General features: G+C 67.0%; 20 protein-coding genes and 1 riboswitch. Of the genes, 8 read left to right on the top strand and 12 right to left on the bottom strand.

Annotated features, from left to right (window positions below):
• Positions 1–3 precede the first annotated feature (3 nt).
• Positions 4–762, top strand: a complete 759-nt coding sequence (locus LYSHEL_RS07065; protein WP_213437092.1) for an SDR family NAD(P)-dependent oxidoreductase — start codon at positions 4–6, stop codon at positions 760–762.
• Between the two features lie 86 nt (positions 763–848).
• On the opposite strand, the gene speA is transcribed toward LYSHEL_RS07065, so the two are convergent.
• Positions 849–2,735 (bottom strand): arginine decarboxylase, encoded by a 1,887-nt coding sequence (gene speA / locus LYSHEL_RS07060; protein WP_213437090.1) that lies wholly within the window; start codon positions 2,733–2,735, stop codon positions 849–851.
• Between the two features lie 119 nt (positions 2,736–2,854).
• Here speA and speE point away from each other — a divergent pair, with 119 nt between their 5' ends.
• Positions 2,855–3,703: a polyamine aminopropyltransferase gene (gene speE / locus LYSHEL_RS07055; RefSeq protein WP_213437088.1), complete on the top strand. Its 849-nt coding sequence runs from the start codon at positions 2,855–2,857 to the stop codon at positions 3,701–3,703.
• A gap of 4 nt (positions 3,704–3,707) precedes the next feature.
• Here the strand turns inward: speE and LYSHEL_RS07050 are convergent, their stop codons facing one another.
• Positions 3,708–4,046, bottom strand: coding sequence for a P-II family nitrogen regulator (locus LYSHEL_RS07050; protein ID WP_213437086.1), 339 nt, complete (start codon positions 4,044–4,046; stop codon positions 3,708–3,710).
• 159 nt (positions 4,047–4,205) lie between these two features.
• Here LYSHEL_RS07050 and ubiK point away from each other — a divergent pair, with 159 nt between their 5' ends.
• The 3 genes from ubiK (at position 4,206) to LYSHEL_RS07035 (ending at position 6,442) form a co-directional block, all read left to right on the top strand.
• Positions 4,206–4,472: a ubiquinone biosynthesis accessory factor UbiK gene (gene ubiK, locus LYSHEL_RS07045; protein ID WP_213437669.1), complete on the top strand. Its 267-nt coding sequence runs from the start codon at positions 4,206–4,208 to the stop codon at positions 4,470–4,472.
• A 14-nt stretch (positions 4,473–4,486) separates the two neighbouring features.
• Positions 4,487–5,989 (top strand): YifB family Mg chelatase-like AAA ATPase, encoded by a 1,503-nt coding sequence (locus LYSHEL_RS07040; RefSeq protein WP_213437084.1) that lies wholly within the window; start codon positions 4,487–4,489, stop codon positions 5,987–5,989.
• A gap of 66 nt (positions 5,990–6,055) precedes the next feature.
• Entirely contained in the window at positions 6,056–6,442 is a 387-nt protein-coding gene (locus LYSHEL_RS07035) for a nuclear transport factor 2 family protein (protein ID WP_213437082.1), read from the top strand.
• A gap of 4 nt (positions 6,443–6,446) precedes the next feature.
• Here LYSHEL_RS07035 and LYSHEL_RS07030 read toward each other — a convergent pair whose 3' ends face one another.
• Complete coding sequence (locus LYSHEL_RS07030) at positions 6,447–7,406, bottom strand: ribonucleotide-diphosphate reductase subunit beta (protein ID WP_213437667.1); 960 nt, start codon at positions 7,404–7,406, stop codon at positions 6,447–6,449.
• A 44-nt stretch (positions 7,407–7,450) separates the two neighbouring features.
• Complete coding sequence (locus tag LYSHEL_RS07025; protein ID WP_213437080.1) at positions 7,451–9,856, bottom strand: ribonucleoside-diphosphate reductase subunit alpha; 2,406 nt, start codon at positions 9,854–9,856, stop codon at positions 7,451–7,453.
• Between the two features lie 182 nt (positions 9,857–10,038).
• Positions 10,039–10,260, bottom strand: a riboswitch (cobalamin riboswitch).
• Positions 10,261–10,356: 96 nt separating this feature from the next.
• Between LYSHEL_RS07025 and LYSHEL_RS07020 the strand changes: the two genes are divergently transcribed.
• Positions 10,357–12,096 (top strand): potassium/proton antiporter, encoded by a 1,740-nt coding sequence (locus LYSHEL_RS07020; protein ID WP_213437078.1) that lies wholly within the window; start codon positions 10,357–10,359, stop codon positions 12,094–12,096.
• Here the strand turns inward: LYSHEL_RS07020 and LYSHEL_RS07015 are convergent, their stop codons facing one another.
• Positions 12,097–13,281 carry a putative peptide maturation dehydrogenase gene (locus tag LYSHEL_RS07015; RefSeq protein WP_213437076.1) on the bottom strand — a complete coding sequence of 395 codons (1,185 nt, stop codon included), beginning with the start codon at positions 13,279–13,281 and terminating at the stop codon, positions 12,097–12,099.
• A gap of 106 nt (positions 13,282–13,387) precedes the next feature.
• Here LYSHEL_RS07015 and LYSHEL_RS07010 point away from each other — a divergent pair, with 106 nt between their 5' ends.
• Positions 13,388–13,729, top strand: a complete 342-nt coding sequence (locus LYSHEL_RS07010; protein WP_213437074.1) for an NHLP-related RiPP peptide — start codon at positions 13,388–13,390, stop codon at positions 13,727–13,729.
• Here the strand turns inward: LYSHEL_RS07010 and LYSHEL_RS07005 are convergent.
• The 4 genes from LYSHEL_RS07005 to aceB all read right to left on the bottom strand — a co-directional run bounded on the left by LYSHEL_RS07005 (position 13,714) and on the right by aceB (position 20,550).
• Entirely contained in the window at positions 13,714–16,395 is a 2,682-nt protein-coding gene (locus tag LYSHEL_RS07005) for a putative peptide modification system cyclase (protein ID WP_213437072.1), read from the bottom strand. The genes LYSHEL_RS07010 and LYSHEL_RS07005 overlap by 16 nt on opposite strands.
• Positions 16,396–16,421: 26 nt before the next feature.
• The gene (locus tag LYSHEL_RS07000) at positions 16,422–17,468 is read right to left on the bottom strand and encodes a GGDEF domain-containing protein (RefSeq protein WP_407075167.1); all 1,047 of its coding nucleotides are present in this window, start codon (positions 17,466–17,468) and stop codon (positions 16,422–16,424) included.
• A gap of 119 nt (positions 17,469–17,587) precedes the next feature.
• Entirely contained in the window at positions 17,588–18,892 is a 1,305-nt protein-coding gene (gene aceA, locus LYSHEL_RS06995; protein WP_213437068.1) for an isocitrate lyase, read from the bottom strand.
• 20 nt (positions 18,893–18,912) lie between these two features.
• On the bottom strand, positions 18,913–20,550 hold the full coding sequence (gene aceB / locus LYSHEL_RS06990) for a malate synthase A (protein ID WP_213437066.1): 1,638 nt from the start codon (positions 20,548–20,550) through the stop codon (positions 18,913–18,915).
• Positions 20,551–20,658: 108 nt separating this feature from the next.
• Here aceB and LYSHEL_RS06985 point away from each other — a divergent pair, with 108 nt between their 5' ends.
• The gene (locus LYSHEL_RS06985; RefSeq protein ID WP_213437064.1) at positions 20,659–21,606 is read left to right on the top strand and encodes a LysR family transcriptional regulator; all 948 of its coding nucleotides are present in this window, start codon (positions 20,659–20,661) and stop codon (positions 21,604–21,606) included.
• Positions 21,607–21,610: 4 nt separating this feature from the next.
• On the opposite strand, the gene LYSHEL_RS06980 is transcribed toward LYSHEL_RS06985, so the two are convergent.
• From LYSHEL_RS06980 to LYSHEL_RS06970, 3 genes are read right to left on the bottom strand one after another with little or no spacing between them, the layout of a single operon-like run.
• On the bottom strand, positions 21,611–23,080 hold the full coding sequence (locus LYSHEL_RS06980) for a tetratricopeptide repeat protein (protein ID WP_244858698.1): 1,470 nt from the start codon (positions 23,078–23,080) through the stop codon (positions 21,611–21,613).
• Complete coding sequence (locus tag LYSHEL_RS06975; RefSeq protein ID WP_213437062.1) at positions 23,068–24,447, bottom strand: glycosyltransferase family 2 protein; 1,380 nt, start codon at positions 24,445–24,447, stop codon at positions 23,068–23,070. The genes LYSHEL_RS06980 and LYSHEL_RS06975 overlap by 13 nt, the downstream gene beginning before the upstream one ends.
• Positions 24,401–25,429 (bottom strand): NAD-dependent epimerase/dehydratase family protein, encoded by a 1,029-nt coding sequence (locus tag LYSHEL_RS06970; RefSeq protein ID WP_213437060.1) that lies wholly within the window; start codon positions 25,427–25,429, stop codon positions 24,401–24,403. Before LYSHEL_RS06970 ends, LYSHEL_RS06975 begins: the two co-directional genes overlap by 47 nt.
• Positions 25,430–25,449 lie beyond the last annotated feature (20 nt).

Raw genomic sequence — 25,449 nt, 5'->3', positions numbered from 1 at the left:
GGCATGACGACGACGCAACGCACCGCCTTCATCACCGGCGCGACTTCCGGTTTCGGCCTGGCCGCCACGCGTCGCTTCGTCGCCGATGGCTGGCGCGTCGTCGCCACGGGCCGTCGCGCGGAACGCCTGCAGGCGCTGGTCGACGAACTCGGCGCCGCGCACGTGCATCCCGCCGTCTTCGATGTCCGCGACGAACCCGCCATGCGCGCCGCGCTCGAGGCCCTGCCGGCGGACTTCCGCGACATCGACCTGCTGGTGAACAACGCCGGCCTCGCACAAGGCACCCTGCCCGCGCAGCGCGCGGACCTGCAGGACTGGCGGGTGATGATCGACACCAACGTGCGCGCGCTCGTCGTGCTCACGCATGCGTTGTTGCCGACACTGATCGAGCGCAAGGGCACGATCATCAACGTGAGCTCCACCGCGGCCACGTATCCCTACGCCGGCGGCAACGTCTACGGGGGCACGAAAGCGTTCGTCTCGCAGTTCTCGCTGGGCCTGCGCGCGGACCTGCACGGCACCGGCGTGCGCGTGACGGCGCTGGAGCCCGGCATGGCGGAAACCGAATTCACGCTGGTGCGCACGCACGGCGACCAGGCCGCGTCCGACACGCTCTACAAGGGCGCGCAGCCGATGACGGCGGACGACATCGCCGCGACGATCCACTGGATCGCCACGCAGCCGCCGCACATCAACATCAACCGCCTGGAAATGATGCCGACGAGCCAATCCTTCGCCGGCTTCCAGATCGCGCGCAATTAGGTCGTCATTCCCGCGAAGGCGGGAATCCACCTGTCGGATCGCCGCACCGGCCTGGATTCCCGCTTTCGCGGGAATGACGGCAGGGCTCAGACCGGCTCGTCGCTCAGGTAGGTATACGCCGTCAGCCCCGACTCGAGCGCGTCCTTCATCCGCGCGCTTTCGTCGGCCGGCAACTTCGCGGCATCCACCTTCTTCGCATATTCCGCGCGCAGCACGTCGAGCTTGTAGCCGACGTAATCCAGCATCACGTCCGTCGTGTCGCCGCGGCGCTGCTGGCTCATCGCATACCCGTTGCCGTCCAGATGCACTTCCACCGCATCGGTGTCGCCGAACAGGTTGTGGATGTCGCCCAGGATTTCCTGGTACGCACCGACCAGGAAGAAGCCCAGCCGGTACACCTCGCCATGCTTCAGCGCATGCAGCGGCAACGAAGAATCGAGGCCTTCGTTTTCCACGTAGGTATCGATCTTGCCGTCGCTGTCGCACGTCATGTCCGCGATCACGCCGCGGCGCGACGGCGCTTCGTCCAGGCGCTCGATCGGCACGATCGGGAACACCTGGTCGATCGCCCACACGTCCGGCATCGATTCGAACACGCTGAAGTTGACGAAGTACTTGTCGACGAGGCGCTCGTTCAACTCATCGAGCAGGTCGCGGTGCGACTTCTCGCCCACGTCCAGCCGCGCACGCACGGCATGCGCGATCGCATAGAACAGGTCGTCGATGCGCGCGCGATGCGTCAGGTCGATCTGCCCGAGCGCATACAGCGACAGGCCTTCGCCATGGTGGTGCTGCGCGTCGTGGAAGAGTTCCACCGCCGGGCGCTGGTCCAGTTCGTCGTGGATCTCGCGCAGGTGGCGGATCACCGCGGGTTCGTCGTCGTGCGCGGGCGGGACGCGGCCTTCCGGCGCTTCCTCCACTTCCGCCACGTTGGCCACCAGCACCGCGTGGTGCGCCGTCATCGCGCGGCCGCATTCGGTCACGATGCGCGGCGGCGCCAGGCCGTTGGCTTCGCAGGCTTCGGCGAGCGGCTGCACGATGTTGTTCGCGTACTGCGCCACGCCGTAGTTGATCGAGCAGTAGCTGCGCGAACGCGTGCCTTCGTAATCGATGCCCAGCCCGCCGCCCACGTCCATGTACTGGACCTGCGCGCCGAGCTTCGACAGTTCGATGAAATACCGCACCGCCTCGCGCATGCCGTTGGCGATGTCGCGCACGTTGGAGATCTGCGAGCCCATGTGGAAATGCAGCAGGCCGAGGCAATCGCCGTAGCCGTTGTCGCGCAGCGTCTTCCACAGGTCCAGCACCTGGCGCGGCGACAATCCGAACTTCGCCTTGTCGCCACCGCTGTTCTGCCACTTGCCCGCGCCCAGCGAGGCCAGGCGCATGCGCACGCCGATGCCCGGCCGCACGCCCAGCGCCTGCGCTTCCTCGATGATCAGCTTCAGCTCGCTGGGCTTCTCGACCACGATGAAGGTCTGCAGGCCGAGCTTGCGACCGATCAAAGCCAAACGAATGTATTCGCGATCCTTGTAGCCGTTGCAGACGATCAGCCCGCCCGGCCGGCTCAGCGCCAGCACCGCCATCAGTTCCGGCTTGCTGCCCGCTTCCAGGCCGAAGCCTTCGCCCGCGTGTGAGGCCAGCGTGCCGGCGACGCCCTGGTGCTGGTTGACCTTGATCGGATAGACGGCGGTGTAGCCGCCCTTGTAGTCCCAGTCGGCCTGCGCCTGCGCGAACGCAGCCTGCAGCTTGCCCAGGCGGTCGCCGAGGATGTCGGGGAAGCGCACCAGCAGCGGCAGCTTGGCGCCGTTGGCCTTGGCCTTGTCCACGACCTCGGCCAGCGCGATCGCCGGGCCCTGCGCGCCGCGCGGGCTCACCGTCACGCGGCCGGCGCCGTCGATGTCGAAATACCCTTCCGACCAATGCGGGATCGAATAGGTCTTGCGGGCGTGGTCGAGGGACCAGGCGCTCATCGGCAGCGTTCCGTCTGGGAAAAAAGGGCGCGCAGTGTACCGCCCGGGGGCCGAAGGCAGCGCCACGACGGCGAGCGCCCTACAATGCGCGCCCCCAACGCCCTGCCGGACTTGCCGCGATGACCGAGCCCACCTGGATGTACGAGAACTTCGAGCCCGCCGGCTCGGCCATCGGCTACCGCATCACGCGCAAGCTGGACGAGGTGCAGTCGCCCTTCCAGAAGATCGAGATCTACGAGAGCACCGACTGGGGCAACCTCATGCTCATCGATGGCGCAATGATGCTGACCACGCGCGACAACTTCCTCTACCACGAGATGATGTCGCACCCGGCGCTGTTCACGCATGCCGCGCCGAAGCGCGTGGTGATCATCGGCGGCGGCGACTGCGGCACGCTGCGCGAAGTGCTCAAGCACCCGGGCGTGGAATCCGCCACGCAGTGCGACATCGACGAGCAGGTCACGCGCATGGCCGAGAAGTGGTTCCCGGAGCTGTGCGACGCCAACAACGACGCGCGCGCCGAACTGCTGTTCGACGACGGCATCGCGTACATGGCCAACTGCCCGGAAGGCAGCGTGGACATCGTGATCGTGGATTCCACCGATCCGGTCGGCCCGGCCGAGGGCCTGTTCAACAAGGCCTTCTATGCGTCCTGCTTCAAGGCGCTGAAGGACGACGGCATCCTGGTGCAGCAGTCCGAATCGCCGCTGGTGCTGCTGGACCTCATCAAGGAAATGCGCACCGAGATGGGCAAGGCCGGCTTCACCACGTTCAAGACGCTGCCGTTCCCGCAGCCCTGCTACCCGACCGGGTGGTGGAGCTGCACGCTGGCACGCAAGTCGGGGGGCTTCGATTACCGGGCGGTGGATGCGCGCGAGAAGACGTTCGCGACGAAGTACTACACCGCCGATATCCACCAGGGGGCGATGGCGTCGATCCCGTTCGTGGCGGCGGCGCTGGGGGAGTGACGCGCTAGAGCGCGTCCCCGTCCAGTTCGCCCGTGCGGATCCGGACCACCTTGTCCAGTTCCCACACGAAGATCTTCCCGTCCCCGATCTTGCCCGTGCCGGCGGCCTGCATGATGGCCTCGACCACGGCATCGGCCTGGTCGTCGGTGACGGCGACCTCCAGCTTGATCTTGGGCAGGAAATCCACGACGTACTCGGCGCCGCGGTACAACTCGGTGTGGCCCTTCTGCCGCCCGAACCCCTTGACCTCGGTGGCCGTGATGCCCGCCACGCCCGCCTCGGACAAGGCCTCGCGGACGTCATCCAGCTTGAAGGGCTTGATGATCGCCATGACCATCTTCATCACGTCGTCTCCATGTCGGCAGCCGGCAGCATACCGCCGGTCGTGGCTGCCGTTCGTAGGTTTCCACCGACCCCCGCGCGCGGCGCCGTCCGATGGCGCGCCGGGTGTCTCCCAAGCAAGCTGCAGATCCTCCAGGAAGGAGCTCAGGTGATGAGTGCCATGATCGATTTCGAGAAGCTCGACGAACTCGCCCGCCGGCTCAGCAGCCTCGTGCCTCCGTCCCTGCGCGACAGCCGCGAGGAACTGCAGGAAAACTTCAAATCCGTGCTGCAGTCGGGCCTGGCCAAGCTGGACCTGGTGACTCGCGAGGAATTCGAAGTGCAGCGCGCCGTGCTGTTGCGCACGCGCGAGAAGCTGGACGAACTCCAGCGCACCGTCGCGGATCTCGAATCGCAGATCGACGCGCCGGCGCCGCCGCGCCACTGACCTGAGCCACCCCCATGGGTCTGTCGCTCGTGCACAGCCGTGCACGCGCCGGCGTGCGCGCGCCCGACGTGCAGGTGGAAACGCACCTCGGGTCCGGATTGCCGGCGCTGCACATCGTGGGATTGCCGGGCACGGCCGTGCGCGAGGCGCGCGATCGCGTGCGTGCCGCCATCCAGTGCGCGCAACTCGAATTCCCCAACGGCCGCATCACCATCAACCTCGCGCCGGCGGACTTGCCGAAGGGCGGCGGGCGGTTTGACCTGCCCATCGCGCTCGGGATCCTGGCGGCGAGCGGCCAGGTGCCGCAGCAGGCGATGCGCGATGTGGAGTTCATCGGCGAGCTCGGGCTGACGGGGGAACTGCGCCCCGTCGATGGCGTGCTGCCCGCGGTGATGGCCGCGACGGCGGCGAAGCGACGGTTGATCGTGCCGGCGGAGAACGGCGCGGAGGCGGCGCTGGTGCGCGATGCGGATGTACGCACGGCGCGCACGTTGCTCGAAGTGTGTGCGGCGTTGTCGGGGACGAAGACGTTGCCCGTGCCGGAGGTGCGCGAGGTCGAAGACGTGCGAGTCGCCGACCTGAGTGACGTGCGGGGACAGGCGCATGCGCGGCGTGCGTTGGAAGTCGCGGCGGCCGGTGGGCATCACCTGTTGTTCGTCGGACCGCCAGGGTGCGGCAAGACGTTGCTTGCCTCGCGCTTGCCCGGCCTGCTGCCGGAAGCGACGGAAGCCGAAGCACTCGAAGCCGCGGCGGTCGCCTCGGTCAGCGGCCGCGGCATCGATGCATCGACGTGGCGCACACGCCCCTTCCGCGCCCCGCACCACAGCGCGAGCGCGATCGCCCTCGTCGGCGGCGGCACCGAACCACGTCCCGGCGAAATCTCCCTCGCCCACCACGGCGTGCTGTTCCTCGACGAACTGCCCGAATGGGATCGCCACGCCTTGCAGATGCTGCGCGAACCGCTGGAATCCGGCGTCGCCACGATCGCCCGCGCCGCGCGCCATTGCACGTTTCCCGCGCGCTTCCAGCTCGTCGCCGCGATGAATCCGTGTCCGTGCGGCTGGGCCGGCGATCCGTCGGGCCGCTGTCGTTGTTCGCCCGAGATGCTGCAGCGCTACACCGCGCGCGTGTCGGGGCCGTTGATGGATCGCATCGACCTGCACGTCGAAGTCCCGCGCCTGCCGCCGAGCGCATTGCGCGACGATGCCGCGCCCGGCGAATCCAGCGCCGTCGTGCGCACGCGCGTCATCGCCGCACGCGATCGCCAACTCGAACGCATCGGGTGCCACAACGCGCGGCTCGATGTGCCGCAGACCCAAGCCACGTGTCGTCTCGCCCCCGACGATCGCCGCCTGCTCGAACACGCCATCGAAATGCTGCAACTCTCCGCGCGTTCGATGCATCGCATCCTGCGCGTCGCGCGCACCATCGCCGACCTGGAAGGCAGCGAATCCATCGCCACCGCGCATCTCACCGAAGCCATCGGCTACCGCCGCCTGGATCGCGGAACCGGCTGACCGATTCACCCGCTCTTGTCGCGGGCCTTGCTAAAGCAAACGCCCCCACGACAGGAGGCGAAGCAGATGGCCGACAACGACAAGGACGAGATCATCGCGCTGGAAAAGCGCTTCTGGCAGACGATGGTGGACGGCAATACCGATGTCGCGCTCGGCCTGCTCGCCGAGCCCGCGCTGATGGTGTCGCAGCACGGCGCGATGCAGTTCGACCATGCGGGCTACCGCAAGATGGCGGACAACCCGGACTACAAGCTGGTCAAGTACGAACTGTCGAACCTCTCGGTGCTGCATCCGTCCGACGACGTGGCGATCCTGACGTACGAAGTCGACCAGACCACGAACGAGAAGGGCAAGGACGTCCGCATGAAGGTGTCCGACTCGTCGACCTGGGTGCGGCAGGATGGCGCGTGGCGCTGCGCCATCCATACCGAGTCCCCGATGCAGGCGCGTTGAAGCGTCAGAACGCGTGGTCGAACTCGACCTCGCCCTGCACGCCCACCTGGTAGGCCGACACGCGGCGTTCGAAGAAGTTGGTCAGCTCCTGCACGTCCTGCAGGTCCATGAACGGGAACGGGTTGCGCGCGCCGAAATGGCGCGGCATCCCGAGCTGCACCAGCCGCTGGTCCGCGCAGTACTGCAGGTACTCGCGCATGTCGCGCAACGACAACCCGGCCACGCCGCCGGACAACGTGTCTTCGGCGAACGCGTACTCGCATTCCACCGCTTCCACCATCATCTGGACGACTTGCGCCTGCAGGTCGGCGTCGAACAGGTCGGGTTCTTCCTCGCGCGCCGTGCGGATGACTTCGAACGCGAACGCCATGTGCGCGCTCTCGTCGCGGAAGACCCAGTTTGTGCCGGATGCCAAGCCGTGCAGTAGCCCACGCGAACGCAGGTAGTACACGTACGCGAACGCGCCGAAGAAGAACAAGCCTTCGATGCACGCCGCGAAGCAGATCATGTTCAACAGGAACTGCCGCCGGTGCGCCTGCGTCTCCAGCCGCGCCGTGTCCTGCAGCGAGGCCATCCACTTGAAGCAGAACGCCGCCTTGCGCTGGATCGACGGGATGTTCTCCACGGCCGCGAACGCGCGCGCCCGCTCGCGCGGATCCGGCAGGTAGGTGTCCAGCAGCGTGAGGTAGAACTGCACGTGCAGCGCTTCCTCGTACAACTGCCGCGACAGGTACATGCGCGCTTCCGGCGCATTGGTGTGCTGGTAGAGGTTGAGCACCAGGTTGTTGGCCACGATCGAATCGCCGGTGGCGAAGAACGCCACCAGCCGCTCGATCAGGTGCCGCTCCGCCGGCCCGAACTTGTGCTTGAGATCATTGACGTCGCCGGAGAAGTCCACCTCCTCCACCGTCCACGTGTTGCGGATCGCGTTGCGGTACATCTCGTAGAACTGCGGATAGCGCATCGGGCGCAGGGTGAGTTCGAATCCCGGGTCGAGCAGGCGCGCGGTCACTGGCAGGCCTCGCAGGATTCCGGGTTCTCGAGCGAGCACGCGATCGCCTCCATCGGCGCGGGTTGTGCTGCACCATCGGACAGCGTCGCCTTCGCGATCTTCGTCGCCGGGCGCGAACGCAGGTAGTACGTGGTCTTGATGCCGCGCTTCCACGCGTACATGTACATCGACGACAGCGCACCGATGTTCGGGCTGTCCATGAACAGGTTGAGCGAGGCCGACTGATCGATGAAAGCGCCGCGGTCGGCCGCCATGTCGATCAGCGCGCGCATCGGGATTTCCCACGTCGTGCGATACACCTCGCGCAGCGCCTCAGGAATCTGCGGAATGCCCTGGATCGAGCCTTCGGCCTGCTTGATCGCATCGCGCATCTCCGGCGTCCATTGCCCGAGCTTCTTCAGCTCTTCCACCAGGTAACGATTGACCTGCAGGAAGTCGCCCGACAGCGTCTCGCGCTTGAACAGGTTGCTGGTCTGCGGTTCGACGCATTCGTAGCAACCGGCGATGGCGGCGATCGTGGCCGTCGGCGCGATCGCGATCAGCAGCGAATTGCGCAGCCCGTGTTCGCGGATGCGCGCACGCAGCGCGTCCCAGCGTTCCGCGTTCTCCGGCACCACGCCCCACGCGTCGAACTGCAATTCGCCTTCCGCCGCGCGCGTATCCGCGAAGCCCGGATGCCGGCCCTGCTCGATCGCCAGCTCGCACGAGGCTTCGAGCGCATGGAAGTAGATCGCCTCCGCGATCCGCGCCGACAGCGCGCGCGCCGCGTCGCTGTCGAACGGCAGCCGCAAGCGGAAGAACACATCCTGCAAGCCCATCACGCCCAGGCCCACCGGGCGCCAGCGCAGGTTGCCGCGGCGCGCGGAATCGATCGGATAGAAGTTCAGGTCAATCACGCGATCCAGCTGCCGCACCGCCAACTGCACGGTTTCCGCCAGCGTGTCGAAATCGAACTGTCCGTCCTCGTCGAAATGCCGCGACAGGTTGATCGACCCGAGGTTGCACACCGCCGTCTCCTCCGACGAGGTGATCTCCAGGATCTCCGTGCACAGGTTGGACAGGTGGATCACGTTGCCGCGCCGCAGCGTCTGGTTGCTCGCGCGGTTGCACTTGTCCTTGAACGTCATCCAGCCGTTGCCGGTCTGCGCCAGCGTGCGCATCATCCGCGCGTACAACTCGCGTGCCCGCACCGTGCGCACGGCCTTGCCCTGGCGTTCGGCCTGTTCGTAAGCCTCTTCGAAATCGCTGCCGTACAGATCGGTGAATTCCGGCACCACGCGCGGATCGAACAGCGACCACGCCGCGTCCGCCTCCACGCGCCGCATGAAGATGTCCGGCACCCAGTTCGCGAGGTTGAGGTTATGCGTGCGGCGCGCTTCGTCGCCCGTGTTGTCGCGCAGCTCCAGGAATTCTTCGACGTCCGCATGCCACGGCTCGAGGTACACGCACGCCGCGCCCTTGCGCTTGCCGCCCTGGTTGACCGCCGCCACCGACGAATCCAGCGTCTTCAGCCACGGCACGATGCCGTTGGAATGCCCGTTGGTCGACCGGATCAGCGAGCCGCGCGAACGCACGCGCGTGAAGCTGACGCCGATGCCGCCGCTGAATTTCGACAACTGCGCGATGTCGCCGTACTTCTGGTAGATCGACTCCAGCGTGTCCTGCGGCGAATCCAGCAGGAAGCACGACGACAACTGCTCGTGCGTGGTGCCGCTGTTGAACAGCGTGGGCGAGCTCGGCAGGTATTCCAGGTTGGCCATGCGGCCGTACAGCGCAAGCGCACCCGGCACGTCGTCGCTCAGCGCGCAGGCGATGCGCAGGTAGAACTGCTGCGGCGTTTCGATCACCTTGCGCGAGTGCGGGTGGCGCAGCAGGTAACGGTCGTACAGCGTGCGCAGGCCGAAGTAATCGAAGTGCCGGTCGTGCGCCACGTCCAGCGCTTCGTTCAACTTGCGCGCGTTGGCCTGCACGAAACCGAGCAGGCGGTCGTTGATCAAGCCCACTTCGTGCCCGCGCGACACCGACTGCGAGAACGCGTGGATTTCCTGGCTCGCGACTTCCTTGCCGATCACGCGCGCCAGCAGGCGCGCGGCCAGGCGTCCGTATTCCGGCTCTTCGCCGGTCAGCAGCGCGGCGGTGCGGATGGACAGCTCGTCGAGTTCGCGCGTGGTCGCGCCGTCGTACAGGCCGGAGATCGTGCGCGTCGCCACGCGCATCGGTTCCACCGCGTGCAGCCCTTCGGCCGCGCGCGTCACCGCGCGCACGATCTTGTTGAGGTCGACCGCTTCGCTGCTGCCATTGCGCTTGGTCACGCACATGGTGGTCGCGGTGGGCGGCGGGGTGAGGTCGAAACGGGGGGCATCGTCGACGGGCGACGACGGGTCGAGCGTGGCGTGGGTCATGGTGGCTCCGTGGTGGCGCACCGGTCCGATCGCTCCCTCGGCGAGTCGGTGGCATGCGGTCCCCGGGACATTGGACGGGCGGCGTCGCATCGGCCGCGACGCATCCGCGATTGGCGGACGCCCGGCGTTTGCGTCACCAGCCATCTCCCCCCGGAGATTCCGCGGCCGGCACCGCGCGGCGTGCAGGCGCGCGGCTGTCGGCAGGTCTTCGGACTCGTGGACGCGGCGCGGGCGAACCCGTGCCTCCTACTCGTCGCTGCTTCCCGGGGCCACCGCCCCAGTGCAATGCGCGACTTCGTTTCCACTTACCGCTGCGGGGCAGTGCCGGATTCGACTGATAAGTCCCACCGGCTTCCCTTTTCATCCGGCGCTCGCGCGTCGAAACCGACGGGCCACAACATAGTGGGGGTCGCGCGGATCGTCAACACAAGATGCACGGTGCGCGACGGCCGCTTGCAGGGCACCGCGTTACACTCGGTCCGAACCCCGAGGAGCCACGGTTGGAGCATCTCCACGACATCGACGTGCGCCTGCTCGGTGGTGCGCTGCTGATCCTGGCGGGCATTGCCTCGTCGCTGCTCGCGCGCCGGTTCGGTGCGCCGTTGCTGCTGGTGTTCCTGCTGCTCGGCCTGGTGCTCGGCGAGGACGGCATCGGGCACATCCAGTATTCGGATACGCGCTTCACCTACTTCGTCGGCTCGCTCGCACTGGCGGTGATCCTGTTCGACGGCGGCCTGCGCACGCGCGCGGCGCACGTGCGCGGCAGCGTGTTGCCCTCGGTGGTGCTCGCGACGCTGGGCGTGGTGATCACCGCGGCGCTCACCGCGTTCGCGTCGATGTACCTGCTGCACCTGCCCCTGCTGGAGGCGCTGCTGCTCGGCGTGATCGTCGCTTCCACCGATGCGGCCGCGGTGTTCTTCCTGCTGCGCGCCGGCGGCCTGCACCTGGAGCGCCGCACCAACGCGACGCTGGAAGTGGAATCGGGCAGCAACGATCCGATGGCGGTGTTCCTCACCATCGCGCTGACGACGTGGATCGCGGGCGAGCAATCCGCGGGGCCGGTGATGCTGGCGATGCGCCTGGTGTGGGCGGTGGGCTTCGGCCTGGTCGCGGGCTATCTCGGCGGGCGGCTGATGGTATGGACGCTCAACAAGTTCATCCTGCCGTCGGGCTTGCCGCCGTGGCTCGCGTTGTCCGGTGCCGTCGCGCTGTTCGGCTTCACCAACCTCGCGGGCGGCAGCGGGTATCTGGCGGTGTACCTGGCCGGCATCGTCGTCGCCAATCGCCCGATCCGCGCGCGCACCGACGTGCTGTCGGTGCAGGACGCGGCCACGTGGTTCGCGCAGCTGATCATGTTCCTGCTGCTCGGCCTGCTGGCGTCGCCGCACAAGTTGCTTGGCGTTTTCTGGCCGGCGCTGGGCGTGGCGGCGTTCCTGATGTTCGTCGCGCGGCCGATCGCGGTGGCGGCGTGTTTGTTCCCGTTCCGCTACCGGCCCGCGGAAGTGGGCTTCATCGCGTGGACCGGCTTGCGCGGGGCGGTCGGCATCTTCCTCGCGTCCATTCCGCTGCTGATGAACCTGCCGAATGCGACGCTGTACTTCAACGTCGCCTTCGTCGTGGTGTTCGCTTCGCTGGTGGTGCAGGGCTGGACGCTGGCACGCGCGGCGCACTGGTTCGACGTTGCGGTGCCGCGCGCGGATCCCAACACGCGCCGCATCCAGCTCGACCTGCCGGGCCAGCTGGAATACGACATGGTCGGCTATCGCATCGCGCCCGGCAGCGCGGTGTTGCGCGGCGATGCCCTGCCCGGCCGCGTGCGCCTGGCGATGGTGGTGCGCGATGGCCGCGTGCTGTTGCCCGAAGACGCGGAAGCGCTGAAGGCAAACGACTACGCGTACTTCCTTGCGCCCACCGGACAGGCGCCGCGCCTGGACTGGCTGTTCGCCGAAGGCAGCGATGCGCGGCTGGCGGAGCAGGACCTGTTCGGCAGCTTCGCGCTGCCGGGCGACGTGCCGCTGGGCGAACTGGCCGCGTTCTACAACCTCAGCATCCCGTCGCGCTTCTCGGCGACGACGGCCTCGCAGCTGTTCGACGAACGCTTCGACGAACAGCCCCAGGTCGGCGACCGCCTCGCGCTCGGCAAGGCGGTGCTGGTCGTGCGCACGCTGAAGGACGATCGCGTGGCGCAGGTGGGCCTGAAATTCACCGGCGTGGGCGAGCGCCTGATCGGCGGCCGCTGATCACTTCGGTTTGCGCGGCCAGATCTTGCGGTTGGGATCGAACTCCGAGGTCGTCATCGTGTCCGCGCGGAGGCCGAAGCCGCAGACCGCCAGTGGGCTTTCCACGTAGCTTGTCAGGCCGAAGGCCTGTTCGATGTCGACCTCGTTGATGGCCGCTGTGATGTAGGCGCCAAGTCCAAGCTCGGTCGCCGTGACCAGCAGCGTCTGGGAGAGGTGCCCGATGTCCAGGATCGCAACGCGATACGCCTTGGGATGGTTCTGGTATTTCCAGTAGTTGCGCGCGAAACGCGGCACCAGCGCAACCTGGACTGGCGAGTCCGAAAACCAGTGCTGACCTCCGACGGCCAGGCGCGCGAAGGCGCGCAACGCTTCAGGGGTGCCTTCCCACGGCAATGGTTGCAGCGCATGTTCGACCGAGTGGTAGTGATATAGCCCGGGAGCAAGTCCTTCGACGCGATGCACGATGAAATACGCTTCCGTCGGATGCATTGCGCCGCCAGACGGGCTGGTTTTCTTCAGCATGTTGAAATCGTCGGCGCCATGCACCTGCCCGCGTGCGGAAAAGACACGTTCGACGACATGTGCGAACTGCACCTGCGACAGAACGGCTTCGGTATCGAAGTTGCGACAGGTGCTCCTTTGGTCGAAGAGTGCATCAAGCGCGGTCGGGACCGCGCGCGGCAAGCGCACGCGTTCGTCGGCGGGGCCGCGCTCCATGAGCGTCGGGGGCGGCGGTCCGTAGTGTTTGCGCAGGCCGGCCGCCGTATCCATGCCGGCTTCGGCCACTTCCCGGGCCGCGTCCAACCCGACCCATCGAGACCTGGCGTGGGCTACGGCCGACAAGCCGTACCAATGCTGGGCACGCAATTCGTCATCGGCGAGTCGCTGGGCGCGCCACGCCTTCCCCTGGCCGATCAACAGGCCGGCACGCAGCAAGGTGCGCAGCCTGGCGGCGCCGTGTTTTGCGCGCAGGGGACCATCGTCGATCCAATCCACGGGACTGAGCCGGCCGAGCAACAGCACGTCGTCCTCGTCCACCGGCAATGCTTCGTCGAACTGCGGTGCGTGCGCTCGCCAGCCGACTTGGCTCACGATGCCAGTGCCTCCGGAAAGCAGGTCCTCCAGTTGGAACTGTGCTGTCTCCCTCGGCTCGAGCCACAACACCGCACAGCGCCGCACGCGCATCGAACGCTCCTGAGCGTAAAACGGCAACGTTAGAGCTTGTGAACACCACGAGACAAGGGTAGCGTCGCCACCCGGGGTATTGACTTGCTCAAATGGGGAGACACGCATGGCAATGAAGAAAGGCCCGGGCCCGACCGAACCACTCGACCCGAAAGTCGTCCGCACCTTGCTCGATCGGCTGTCTAGCGATGACGATTTCCGCGACTTGTTCAAGCGCGATGCGCATGCGGCGCTCGTGGAAGCAGGCTGGAAGGCCCCGGACTCTGCCGGCGCCAAGCTTGCGACGTCAGACCAGGCCGCAATGTCCGGCGGCAGCTGCCTGCAACTTGCCGCCGGAACGCAGCTGGCTTCGAAGGAAAAGATCGCGCAGCAGCGCGGGAAGCTCGAGCAGACGTTGAACGCGATCGTGAACTACGGCGCGCCGATGGAACTTCAGGCAGACGATTGATCCTGCAGGCGGGCGACACGTTGCCTGAGAAACTCGGGCAACGTGTTCGCCGGCCAGGACGACAGGAAGCGCGCCAGCCGCGCCTTTGCGGCCACCTGCTGGCCCGATCGCGCCAGGAGCTCCGCCGCTTCAAGGTGCGCCAGGGTGGTCTGCGCGACGTTGGATGGCGTGAGCGCACCTTCCGCCGCCCATTCCATGTACGCCCGACCCCGATGCGCGACCAGCCAATCCAGTTGGCGCAGCGCCAACGCATCCTGCTTCGCTTCTCCCGCCGCGCGCGCCAGCGCGACATGCACCGCGACCAGCGCTTCATCCCGCGACGCGATGGGCGCCAACCTGGCGGACGCTGCGTTGGCCTTGCCGGAGAGTCGATCCTGCTCGGCGAGCAGGACCTCGTGCATCTGCGCCATCAGCGGAAAACCTTGCCAATCCTTTGAATTCTCGATCGCCGCCAATGCTGCGCGTACGGTCGGCAGGGAATCGATGGATCCACCAAGGTCACCGAGCGCGAGGAGCAGGATCTCGCTGTAGTTCGACGCGACAACGTCCGTTTCCGCAGACCGCGCGCGCACGTGATCGATTTCAGCCAGCAACGCCCGCTCGAGGTCCGCTTTCGGCATGGCGCGCTCGATCGTCTGGAGCGTCAGCGCCTGCAGGCGCCACTGCGCAAGCGCAAACAACGGCTCGGCCGACTGTGCGTTGTGCGTGCCACGCTGGGCCTGCGCCCTCGCCGTGTCGAAATCGCCTTGGTCCAGTGCGAACAACATCTCCTGCATCGGGTGCCTCAGGTCGCCGACGGTCGTGCCCGAGGCGGCCTTCCTTCCCAGGACACGCTGCGCACTGGCGAAATCGCGTTTCGCTGCATAGGCACGCGCATAGTCGTCCGCACCGCCCTTGAAGCCGAACTTGTACGCCGCCTGGAACATCTTCAGGCCATCATCGATACGATCCATGCCGGTCAGCAGCATGCCCTGCAGGGTGACGGCGTTGTCTCGATACGGGTTCTGCGATGTCGACGCAGCTTTTGCATGCTGCAGGCCGGCTTCGAACTGATTCGCACGAAGCATCAGCTCCACGGCGAGGACGAAATGCGCGTCCTGGTTATCCGGATACATCGCAATCAACTGTTGCCAGCGCTGCAGCATCGGCTCGACGGGCCCAAAACGTGCAAGCTGCGCGTCAAGCGTCAGCAGCTCCCTCGGCGCCAGGTGATCCCGGTGCTTGTTCGCCTTGTCGAACTCGCGACGAATGCCGGGCACATCCCCAATTCGGCCATACGTCCGGCCCGCAGCGATGTACGCGAGGGCGAAGTTGGGATCGATTTCCGTGGCGCGAGCGAAGTACGCCAGCGCGTCCTTTGGCTTGAAATCGAAGTGCGCCTTGAGCCCCAACGCATACGCCTTCAATGCGTCGAGGTTGTTCGTGCTGACCTTCGGCAACGGCGCCGAATCCCGCTCGATGCTGGCAATCGCCTCACCCAGCTTTTCGCGCAGCTCCCCCGTCACCTTGTCTATTGAACCCAGCGCTGAAGACGCCCCGGTCCCATCCGCCGACTCCGCATACACCGTCGTCTGCGTATGCGGATCAATGACCTCCGCACTCACCCGCACCCGCCCACCCACTTCCGCCACCGTCGGCAAGATCACCGCGCGCGCGCCATCGCGCAGCGCGATCTCGCTCGCCACCCCACGATCCAGCGGCGTCGCCGGCCCGCGCTTCATCAGCTGCAAGGTGTCGCGCACCTTCAGGTCGCTCAGCACGTTGACGTAGCGCGACTGTTCCAGGCTGATGCGGAACGCCTGCTCCAGCGATTCGTCCAGCACCGGTTGGCCGGTGAGGTTGCGCAGGTCGCCCACCACCACCCAGTCGCGTTCGTTGAAGGCGATGGCGGGCGTGGGACGCGTGAGGAACCACGCGCCGGTGCCGATGCCGATCACCAGCATCAGTTCGGCGGCCAATGCGGTCGGGCGGCGCCACACGGGGATGTCGCGCCATGCCTTGCCGCCGTTCTGCTTCGGGGCGCGCAGCGGGGCGTAGCCGGGTTCGCCGACTTCGAAGATTTCCTGGCCGTCGGGCACGCCCTTCAAACGCCAGCGCCCGTGCGATTTCCAGATCAGGTGTTCGCTGCGTTCGCCCAGTTCGCGCGCGGCGCGGCGCGCCAGCGGTTCGGCGGTGGCGGACAGCAACACCTGGCCGGGGCGCGCGAGCGTCATCAGCCGACCGGCGAGCGGCTTGGCGAGGCCTTCCACTTCCAGCGGCTTGGCGCCCGCCTGCACGGCGGCTTCGCTGTTGCGCCACGTGAGCACTTCGCCCACGTGCAAGCCGGCGCGCGCCTGCAGCACGAGCTTGCGCGCGCGCACTTCGGGCCGGTCGGAGAGTTCACGCAAACCACGCGTGTAATCGAGCGCAAAACCCAAACCATCGATCGGGCGTTCGAACAACAGCAGCAAACCGTCGGAACGATCGATCAACCGCCCGCGCCACCGTTGCTGCAATTCCAGCACCAGCCGGTCGTGCGCGCGGAACAGTTCGGCCGCGGGCGCGTCTCCCAGGCGTTCGACCAGCAACGTCGAATCGCACAGGTCCGTCAGCAGCAGCGTGCGGACCTGCGGGCTGGTGGTGGCGGCGCTATGCGCAGGCGCGCTGTCCGTGGGGAGATCGATCATGGGCGAATCCTTGCTGCGGTCGCCCTTCAGGCGGGGGCGAGGGCGGCGTCCTGCCACTCGACACGATTGCCACCCAGTCGCTTCGCCCGGTACAGCGCGGCGTCGGCGAGCGCATACCAGTCGTCCCATTCGCCTTCGGCGGTGACGAGGCAGGCGCCGACGCTGAGCGTGGCGATCTGCGGCGGCGCGGGTTGCAGTTCGTGCAACGCATGCGCGGTGGTGGTGATGAATTCGGCCACGCGCACGATGTCGTCGGGCGTTTCGGCCTTGATCATCAGGCAGAACTCGTCGCCGCCCAGGCGGCAGGCGATGTCGTCGGGGCCGGCGGCCGAACGCAGGATGTTGGCGACGCCCTGCAACACGCGATCGCCCACCAGGTGCCCGTATTCGTCGTTGATGCCCTTGAAGCGGTCGCAGTCGATCAGCAACAGGCCGCGGCCTTGCGTGATGTCGGTGCGGCGACGCTGCTGCAGGTGCAGGTGGAAACCGCGGCGATTGGCGAGGCCCGTGAGTTCGTCGGTGCGCGTGAGCTCTTCGGTCTGCGTGAGGCGATGGTTGGTCGCACGCAGCGTGTCGAGCGCGGTCTGCAAATCCAGGTTCCGACGGCGCAGGCGGCCGATGAGGCTTTGTTCGTTCAGCACCACGCGCATGATCGCGCGGCGCAGGAAGTGGGCCAGCAGACGCGGGTCGCGTTCGACCAGCTGGTCGAATTCTTCCTGGCGCAATTCGACCAGCATGCCGGGGCTGGACACGGTGGCGTCGGCGCTGCGGGCGTGGTCGCCGATCAGCAGGCCGAGTTCGCCGAAGAATTCGCGCGCACCGAGGCGCTTGGCGACCAGGTCGTCGCCGAAATCCAGGTCGACCGAACCCTGCGCGATGACGAACATCGTGGTGCCGAGGTCGCCGCGCCGGAAGAGTTTTTCGCCCGGCTCCACGCGCCGCTGGCGACCGATCTGCGCGAACAGCGCGTACTCCTCCGCCGTGAGCGAAGCCGCTGGTTCGAGCACTTCGATGTCCGCGTGGCGCCGGAGGGGCGGCCCGCTATCACGATTCACGCTGCGATCCCCCGTCACGACCGGCGACCGAGGATACCACCGGAAAGGATTCATTCCGGGGAGTACGAAAAGGGGCGTCCCGACCGGACGCCCCGCGCCTTTTCAGGGGCCTGCAACCGCCTGTTTTGAGACAACCCTCACGCGGCGGCGGCGGGGGCCGTCGGATGGAATTGTTCCTCTTCCGTGGAGCCCTTCAGCGCGACCGTGGAGGACTGCGCGCCCTGGATGGTCTGCGTCACCGCATCGAAGTAACCCGTGCCCACTTCGCGCTGGTGCTTGACCGCCGTGAAGCCCTTGTCGGCGGCCGCGAACTCGGCCTGCTGCAGCTCCACGAACGCGCTCATCTGCTTGCGCGCATACCCGTGGGCGAGGTTGAACATCGAATAGTTGAGCGCGTGGAAACCGGCCAGGGTGATGAACTGGAACTTGTACCCGTAGCTCGCCAGTTCCTTCTGGAATTTCGCGATGGTCGCGTCGTCCAGGTGCTGCTTCCAGTTGAACGACGGCGAGCAGTTGTAGGCCAGCAGCTTGCCGGGGAACTTGGCATGGATGGCTTCGGCGAAGGCCTTCGCGAACGCAAGGTCCGGCTTGCCGGTTTCGCACCACACCAGGTCCGCGTACGGCGCGTAGGCCAGGCCGCGCGAAACCGCCTGGTCCAGGCCCTTGCGCGTCTTGTAGAAGCCTTCGACGGTGCGCTCGCCCGTGCAGAACGGGGCGTCGTTGTCGTCGACGTCGCTGGTGAGCAGGTCCGCGGCTTCGGCGTCGGTGCGCGCCACGATCAGCGTCGGCACGCCCATGACATCGCTGGCCAGGCGCGCGGCGACCAGTTTTTCCACCGCTTCGCGCGTGGGCACCAGGACCTTGCCGCCCATGTGGCCGCACTTCTTCACCGACGCGAGCTGGTCTTCGAAATGCACGCCGGCCGCGCCCGCTTCGATCATCGCTTTCATCAGCTCGAACGCGTTGAGGATGCCGCCGAAGCCGGCCTCGGCGTCCGCCACGATCGGCTGCAGGAAATCGATGGCGTCGTCGCCTTCGGCGTGGTGCAGCTGGTCGGCGCGCAGCAGCGTGTTGTTGATGCGCTTGACCACCTGCGGCACGGAGTTGGCCGGATACAGCGATTGATCCGGATACATCTCGCCGGCGAGGTTCGCATCCGCGGCCACCTGCCAGCCGGACAAGTAGATCGCCTTCAGCCCGGCCTTGACCTGCTGCATCGCCTGGTTGCCGGTGAGCGCGCCGAGCGCGTTGACGAAATCCTCGGTCTGCAGCGAACGCCACAACTTGTCGGCGCCGATGCGCGCGAGCGAGTGTTCGATGGCGACGGTGCCGCGCAGGCGCACCACGTCTTCGGCGGTATACGGGCGCTCGATGCCGGCCCAGCGCGGGTTGTTGGACCAGTCGAGGCGGAGTTGTTCGGCGGTGGGCAGCGTCTGCTTCATGGTGGAACTCCTTGTCGGGATCAATCGATCCGCGTGTAGGCCGGCAGGGTGAGGAAGTCTTCGAGCGTGTCTTGTTCCGTGAGCGTTTCGAGCAGGGCGATGGCTTCGGCGATGCGCGTTGCCCCGGGCAACTGCATGCGGTCGGCGAACTTGCTGGGGAGGCCGATGAGGGCGCGTTCGAGCAGGGCGAAATCGATGGGCGTGCCGTCGTCCAGGTGCAGGCCGGGGTCTGCGTGCAGCCATTGCCACAGCTGCGAACGCGAGATCTCTGCAGTCGCTGCGTCTTCCATCAGCCAGTGGATCGGCACGCAGCCGTTGCCGTCGAGCCACGCGGCGAGATAGCGCACGCAGACTTCCACGTTGCCTTCGAAGCCGGCGCGCGTGATGGTGCCGAACGAGGGCTTGAGCAGGGCGTCGCGCAGTTCCGCGTCGGATTTGGCGCGTACGTCGTTGCGCATCACGAACTGCTGGTGCGCGCCGAGCATCCAGGTGTCGAACACTTCGCGCGCCAGCGGGATCAGCGCCGGATGCGCGACCCAGGTGCCGTCGTGGCCGGCGCCGACTTCGCGCACCTTGTCGGCGCGGACGCGATCGAGCGCGCGCTGGTTGGCGGCGTCGTCGCCGGCGATCGGCACCTGCGCGGCCATGCCGCCCATCGCATGCGCGCCGCGGCGGTGGCAGGTGTGGATGAGGAGTTCGGAATACGTCTTGAGGAAGGGCTGCGTCATCGTGACCTGCGCGCGTTCGGGCAACACGCGATCGCGATGGCGGCGGAAGGTCTTGATGTACGAAAAGATGTAATCCCAGCGGCCGCAGTTGAGGCCGGCGATGCGCGTGCGCAACGCGTGCAGGATCTCGTCCATCTCGAATGCGGCGGGCAGCGTTTCGATCAGCACCGTCACTTTCATCTGGCCGACGGGCAGCCCGAGCGTGGTTTCGACGTGCGCGAGCACCGCGTCCCACAGCTGCGCTTCTTCCATCGCCTGCAGCTTCGGCAAATAGAAGTACGGGCCGCGGTTTTTCGCGGCGAGCGCCACCGCGTTGTGGAAGGCGAACAGGCCGAGGTCGCACAACGACGCGGACATCGGCGCGCCATCGATGAGCACGTGCTTCTCGTCGAGGTGCCAGCCGCGCGGGCGGACCATCAGCACGGCTTGTTCGGAGAAAGGCTTGAGGACGTAGTGCTTCGCGCCGTCGGGCGCCATCCAGTCGAGCGTGCCCGCGACCGCCTTGCCCAGCGCGCGCTGGCCGGTGAGCAGGTTGTCCCAGGTGGGCGAGGTGGAATCCTCGAAGTCGGCCATGTAGCAGTTCGCGCCGGAGTTGAGCGCGTTGATGACCATCTTCGGATCGGTGGGGCCGGTGATCTCGACGCGGCGATCGAGCAGCGCGCCCGGGAGTTCGGCCACGCGCCAGTCGGCGGCGCGGATCGCGGCGGTGTCGGCGCGGAAGTCCGGGAGCGCGCCGGCATCGAACTCGGCCTGGCGCACCTGCCGTGCGGCGAGGCGTTGCTGGCGGATCGGATCGAAGCGGCGCTGCAGGTCGGCGAGGAACGCCAGGGCCGCGGGGGTCAGCAATTGCTCCTGCCCGGGGAGGCTGCGGGTGACCGCGATACCCGCGGGGCGAACGACGTCCTGGTCCGGGTGCAGCACTGCCGACATGGTCGAATCCCTGATGAGGCGGAAGCCGACCGTACGAGCGGGTACTGTATTGCGCAAAACAGTTTTATCTATGCATATGATTAGGTGCGCTTATATGAAGGCCGTGTCATGACCGAAAACCGCACGCCGCCGCCCCGTTTCGCCTACAAAGCGGACAAATTGAAGCCGTTGCGTGCCTTTTGCCAGACCGCGCGCCTGGGCTCGGTGTCCCGCGCGGCCGAAGCGCTCTACGTCAGCCAGCCCGCGATCACCCTCCAATTGCAGGCGCTCGAGCGCGAACTGGGGGTCAAGCTGTTCGAACGCGTGGGCCGGCGGCTCACCCCGAGCCGCGAAGGACAGGTCCTCTACGAGCTGGCCAAGCCCCTGGTCGAAGGCCTCGACGGGCTGGATGCGGTGTTCCGCGACAAGGTGCAGGGGCTGGATGCCGGCGAACTCAACGTCGCGGCCGGCAGCTCGACCATCCTCTATCTGTTGCCCGGGATCGTCGAAGCCTTCCGCCAGCGCCGCTCCGATGTGCGCCTGACGCTGCACAACGTCACCGGCGCGGGCGGGCTGGACCTATTGCGTACGGACGCAGTCGACCTGGCCGTGGGCTCGATGCTCGATGTGCCCGCGGACCTGCGCTACATGCCGGTCTATCGCTTCGAGCCGATGCTGATCACCCCGCCCGACCATCCGCTCGCGCACAAGGCGGACCTCAAGCTCGAGGATCTCTCGCCCTACGGCTTGATCCTGCCGCCAAAGCGCCTGACGACGTACCGCCTCGTCGACCTGGTGTTCCAGCAGAACCGCGTGCCTTACACCGTCGCGCTGGAAGTCGGCGGCTGGGAAGTGATCAAACAATACGTCGCGATGGGCCTGGGCATCAGCATCGTCACCGCGATCTGCCTGACCGACGCCGATCGCACGCGATTGGCGGCGCGCTCGCTCGCGCAGTACTTCCCCTCGCGCAGCTACGGCGTGGTGATCCGCAAGGGGAAGTTCCTGTCGCCGCAGGCGCGCGCCTTCATCGAACTCATCCAGCCCGACGGGGGCATCGAGCACTCGGAACGCTGACGCCTTACGGGCAGCGGTCCGCGCGGAATTCGCAGAAGCGATAGCGCAACTGCAGGCCGAACGACGTGCCTTCGTAACGCCCGAACTGGTTGAGGCGTTCGCTGTAGCCCGCGGACGCCACGAGCTGCCAGTGCGTGAAGATGCCGAGCGTCAGGCTCGCGCTGATGTCGCTGGCGCGCTTCCAGTTGTCGAAGGTTTCGTCGCGTTGCACGCCCAGCGCGGCACCGATGTACAGGCCGGCCTCCGGGCCCAGCGCGATGTACGTCGAGGCGACCGGCGCGATGCGGCGGTAGTTGTTCGGCGCGTAATAGCCCGTGCCGGGATTGTCGGTGTAACGCTGCCATTCGCCCTGCAGGCCGACGTCGACGTTGGCGTTGCCGCTGCGATGCACCGCGTGGCGCCAGTCGGCGCTGACCGCGCGATGGTCGTTGTCGTCGCTGAAGTGGTCGGCGCCCGCGTGCACGGCGATGGTGTCGCGCAGCGTGGGCGTGAACACCATGTCCAGCACGGCGCCGTTGCGCATCACGCCCTGCGACAGGATGCGCGGCGAGTAGGCGACACGGTCGCGTTCGAAGGCGATCGCGTAGAAGACGTCGTCCGTCGCGCGTTGCGAGAAGCGCAGGCGGCCGATCGTGGCGGTGTCGTGGCCGCCGTTGACGAAGTCCAGCTTCGACTGGCCGCCGCGGAGTTCGAACGCGATGTCCGGCGTGGCGGCGAACTGTGCGCCGACTTCGACGCGCGATTCGTCGACGTGGTCGCCGCCGAACAACGGCGCGAACGGACCGGTGGCCGTCGCCTCGTGCGTGCGATCGGCGACCTCGGCAAGCAGGCGCGTCGTATCGGAGATGCGCAGGTTGGCGTCGAGGCCCCAGCCGCGGATCTCGATGTCGTCGGAGTCGGAATACACCGAGGCCGGCGCGCCGATCCACGAATACATCGGCAGGCGGATGACCTTCGCGATGTCCTTCGTGTCCTTCGAATCGGGTTGCAGCTGTTGCACGCGGGCGAGTGCGGGGAGCGCGAGGTCCGCGCGTTCGCCGAGGCGTTGAGCCAGGGCCTGGGTCCACGCGACGTCGTAGTTGTCCGGGTGTGCGTCGTACAACGGCTGGTTCAACGCCAGCGCCGCATCACGACGCCCCGCCCACGCCTGCACGCGAGCACGCAGCGCGCGCGCTTCGTCGTCGTCGCCACCGAGCGCGTCCAGTGCTTCGATCGATGCCGCGTAATCGCCGGACCACGCCAGCCAGCGCGCGCGATCCAGCCGCGCGGCGCGATCGTCCGGATGTTCGGCGAGGTGCTTGTCGAGGATGTGCAGCGCTTCGGCGGTGCGCCCCGCCCACGCGGCTTCGCGCGCCTGCTGGTCGAGGCGCGCGGGATCCTGCGCGAATACCGGCCCTGCGGCCATGCCGACCGCGAGCACGATCGCCGCGGCCATCGCGTTGCGGCGCAGCCCCCTGGACATCACTTGCGCCATTTCCGATTCCCCGTGATCCACAAATCGATCGCGAACCGCGCCGTGGTGAACAGGTCGGACACCATCAGCACATAACGCATCGGCGTCACCGCGATGCCCTTGGCCAGCATCGCCAGGCGCCGGCCCTTGCTCACGATCACCAGGACCGTCAGCGACACCGCCAACTCGGCGACCACCGTCACCGCCAGCGCTTCCCACATGCGCAGCACGAGCATGCAGATCAGCGCCGTGGGGAAGCCGATCTTCTCCACCGCGCCGAGGAACATGGTCCAGCCGATCGGCCGGCCGTATTCGCGCGTGGCCTGCTCGCCGAAGGGCTGGCGATATTGTTCCTTGATCACGCGCAGGTCTTCGACGCCGCTGGACTTGTCGCGGCGGCGCTTGCGCCAGGCCTTGCCCGCCTTGAACGGCGTGCGCAGCAGCGCATCGAAGTAGTAGCAGCTTTGCAGGAACGACGACGACCACAGGTACACCTGCCGCGGCAGCCGCTGCACTTCGGGTTCTTCCGAGCGCGCCAGCACATCCTGCAGCTGGATGTTGCGGTAGCCCTCGTGGTTGAGCGCGAAGCCGATGAAGATGTCCTCGGAGTTGGTGAGGTCGTCGCCGAAGATCGGTTCGTAGCGGTCGAACAGGTCGGCGATGTACTTTCGCCGATACGCCACCGCGCAGCCCACCGGGTTGGTGATGCTGCCGAAGAACACCATCTGCCCCTTGTAGATGAAGCGCTGCAGGAACGTGTAGAGCACTTCGCGATACGTGTTGGTGATCCACCACCACAGGCCGTGCAGCATGCCGCGCTTCGCGTGGGGATCGTCGTACGCCTTCGCGCCGTGCCACTGCTGGAATTCGGGCGATTGGGCGAGCGCATGCCGGTCCTTCGGCCGCATCGGCAGGATGTTGCCGCACGCGCTCGCGATGCCGACGCCCTGGTAGAGCTCCTGCACGCAGCGTTCGATGTAGTTCGGCGATTCGAGGAACGTGTCGCCGTCGAGGATGAACTCGACGTCGCAGTCGAACTCGCGCGCCTGGCGCTTGATCGTCGGCGTCTTGCCGATCGACGACGCGCGCTCGATCACGATCAGGTTCAGCGCCGCGGCCGCTGCATATTCGCGCGCGCGCGGCACGGTGCGGTCCTTGCCGCCGTCGTCCACCAGGATGATGTTGCGGATGGGGAACGTCTGCCGGGCGAGCGACGCCAGGCAATGCACGATGTTGTCTTCTTCCTTGAAGGCCGGGATGACGACGTCGACGATCGCCGTCTGCCAGTCGACCGCGGGGGTGGGGACGGTCTTGTCGGGCCCGCGCAGCAGGCCGATCGCGCTAAGCAGCGCGTTCGGACTGAGGACGAACCAGGGTGCAGTAGCCATCGTGACTCTCTTCCAGTTTGTTGCGTTCGATGGCGACGAGATCGTCGATCGTGCGCTCGAGCGTGAAGCGGTGCTCGAACCCGGTGAGCGAGCGCAGGCGGGCCAGGCTCGGGCGACGGCGGCGGATGTCTTCGAAATCCTCGCCGTAGGCTTCGCGCAGGCCGACGTGCTGGATGACCGAACGGCTGTTCGCGCGTTCGATCACCAGCTCGGCGAGTTCCAGGATGCTGATCTCGCGGTCGTTGCCGACGTTGGCCACCAGCGTGTTGCGGGCGGCGCGTTCGGCGAGCGCATCGAGCGCCACGACGGTGTCGCGGGCGTCGCAGAACGAACGCGTCTGCAACCCGCCGCCGAACACCGTGATCGGTTCGTTGCGCACGGCGGCCGCGACGAAGCGCGGCACGACCATGCCGTAACGCCCCACCTGGCGCGGGCCGACGGTGTTGAAGAAGCGCGCGATCACGGCGGGGATGCCGTAACGCTGCGCGTACGACAGGCCGAGCGCTTCGTCGGCGATCTTGCTCACCGAGTAGCCCCAGCGCGTGCCGGCGCGCGTGCTGACCGACAGGTCCTGGTCTTCGCGCAGGATCTCTTCGTCGTTGTGGCCGTAGACCTCCGACGACGATGCCAGCACCACCTGCGGCTTCCAGCCACCCGAATGCGCGGCGCGCAGCAGGCGCTCGCACCCGGCGATGTTGATCGCCAGCACCTTGGTGGGTTCGGCGAGCACGCGGTACACGCCGACGACGGCGGCCAGGTGGTAGATGCGGTCGGCCCAACCGACGCAGCGTTCCAGCCGGTCCCAGGTCAGGATGTCGGCTTCGTCGAAGCGGAAGTTGGGATCGTCTTCATGCGCGGCGAGGTTGGCGCGCACGCCGGTCGACAGATCGTCGACGACGTGGACCTGGTCACCGCGCGCAAGATGAAGATCGACAAGGTGGGAGCCGATGAAACCGGCACCCCCGGTCACGAGGATGTGCATTGGGAGCTCTCCCCCTGGTG

Source organism: Lysobacter helvus, assembly GCF_018406645.1.
In the GTDB taxonomy this organism is placed as follows: domain Bacteria; phylum Pseudomonadota; class Gammaproteobacteria; order Xanthomonadales; family Xanthomonadaceae; genus Noviluteimonas; species Noviluteimonas caseinilytica.
Note: the sequence above shows the minus strand (reverse complement) of the source record. Positions and strands in the feature narration are given on the sequence as shown.

Excerpts from the sequence above, each read along its gene's own strand:
- LYSHEL_RS07065 (WP_213437092.1), top strand. The coding sequence starts at position 4 with ATGACGACGACGCAACGCACCGCCTTCATCACCGGCGCGACTTCCGGT.
- speA (WP_213437090.1), bottom strand. The coding sequence starts at position 2,735 with ATGAGCGCCTGGTCCCTCGACCACGCCCGCAAGACCTATTCGATCCCG.
- speE (WP_213437088.1), top strand. The coding sequence starts at position 2,855 with ATGACCGAGCCCACCTGGATGTACGAGAACTTCGAGCCCGCCGGCTCG.
- LYSHEL_RS07050 (WP_213437086.1), bottom strand. The coding sequence starts at position 4,046 with ATGAAGATGGTCATGGCGATCATCAAGCCCTTCAAGCTGGATGACGTC.
- ubiK (WP_213437669.1), top strand. The coding sequence starts at position 4,206 with ATGATCGATTTCGAGAAGCTCGACGAACTCGCCCGCCGGCTCAGCAGC.
- LYSHEL_RS07040 (WP_213437084.1), top strand. The coding sequence starts at position 4,487 with ATGGGTCTGTCGCTCGTGCACAGCCGTGCACGCGCCGGCGTGCGCGCG.
- LYSHEL_RS07035 (WP_213437082.1), top strand. The coding sequence starts at position 6,056 with ATGGCCGACAACGACAAGGACGAGATCATCGCGCTGGAAAAGCGCTTC.
- LYSHEL_RS07030 (WP_213437667.1), bottom strand. The coding sequence starts at position 7,406 with ATGCGCTATCCGCAGTTCTACGAGATGTACCGCAACGCGATCCGCAAC.
- LYSHEL_RS07025 (WP_213437080.1), bottom strand. The coding sequence starts at position 9,856 with ATGACCCACGCCACGCTCGACCCGTCGTCGCCCGTCGACGATGCCCCC.
- LYSHEL_RS07015 (WP_213437076.1), bottom strand. The coding sequence starts at position 13,281 with ATGCGCGTGCGGCGCTGTGCGGTGTTGTGGCTCGAGCCGAGGGAGACA.
- LYSHEL_RS07010 (WP_213437074.1), top strand. The coding sequence starts at position 13,388 with ATGGCAATGAAGAAAGGCCCGGGCCCGACCGAACCACTCGACCCGAAA.
- LYSHEL_RS07005 (WP_213437072.1), bottom strand. The coding sequence starts at position 16,395 with ATGATCGATCTCCCCACGGACAGCGCGCCTGCGCATAGCGCCGCCACC.
- aceA (WP_213437068.1), bottom strand. The coding sequence starts at position 18,892 with ATGAAGCAGACGCTGCCCACCGCCGAACAACTCCGCCTCGACTGGTCC.
- aceB (WP_213437066.1), bottom strand. The coding sequence starts at position 20,550 with ATGTCGGCAGTGCTGCACCCGGACCAGGACGTCGTTCGCCCCGCGGGT.
- LYSHEL_RS06985 (WP_213437064.1), top strand. The coding sequence starts at position 20,659 with ATGACCGAAAACCGCACGCCGCCGCCCCGTTTCGCCTACAAAGCGGAC.
- LYSHEL_RS06980 (WP_244858698.1), bottom strand. The coding sequence starts at position 23,080 with ATGGCGCAAGTGATGTCCAGGGGGCTGCGCCGCAACGCGATGGCCGCG.
- LYSHEL_RS06975 (WP_213437062.1), bottom strand. The coding sequence starts at position 24,447 with ATGGCTACTGCACCCTGGTTCGTCCTCAGTCCGAACGCGCTGCTTAGC.
- LYSHEL_RS06970 (WP_213437060.1), bottom strand. The coding sequence starts at position 25,429 with ATGCACATCCTCGTGACCGGGGGTGCCGGTTTCATCGGCTCCCACCTT.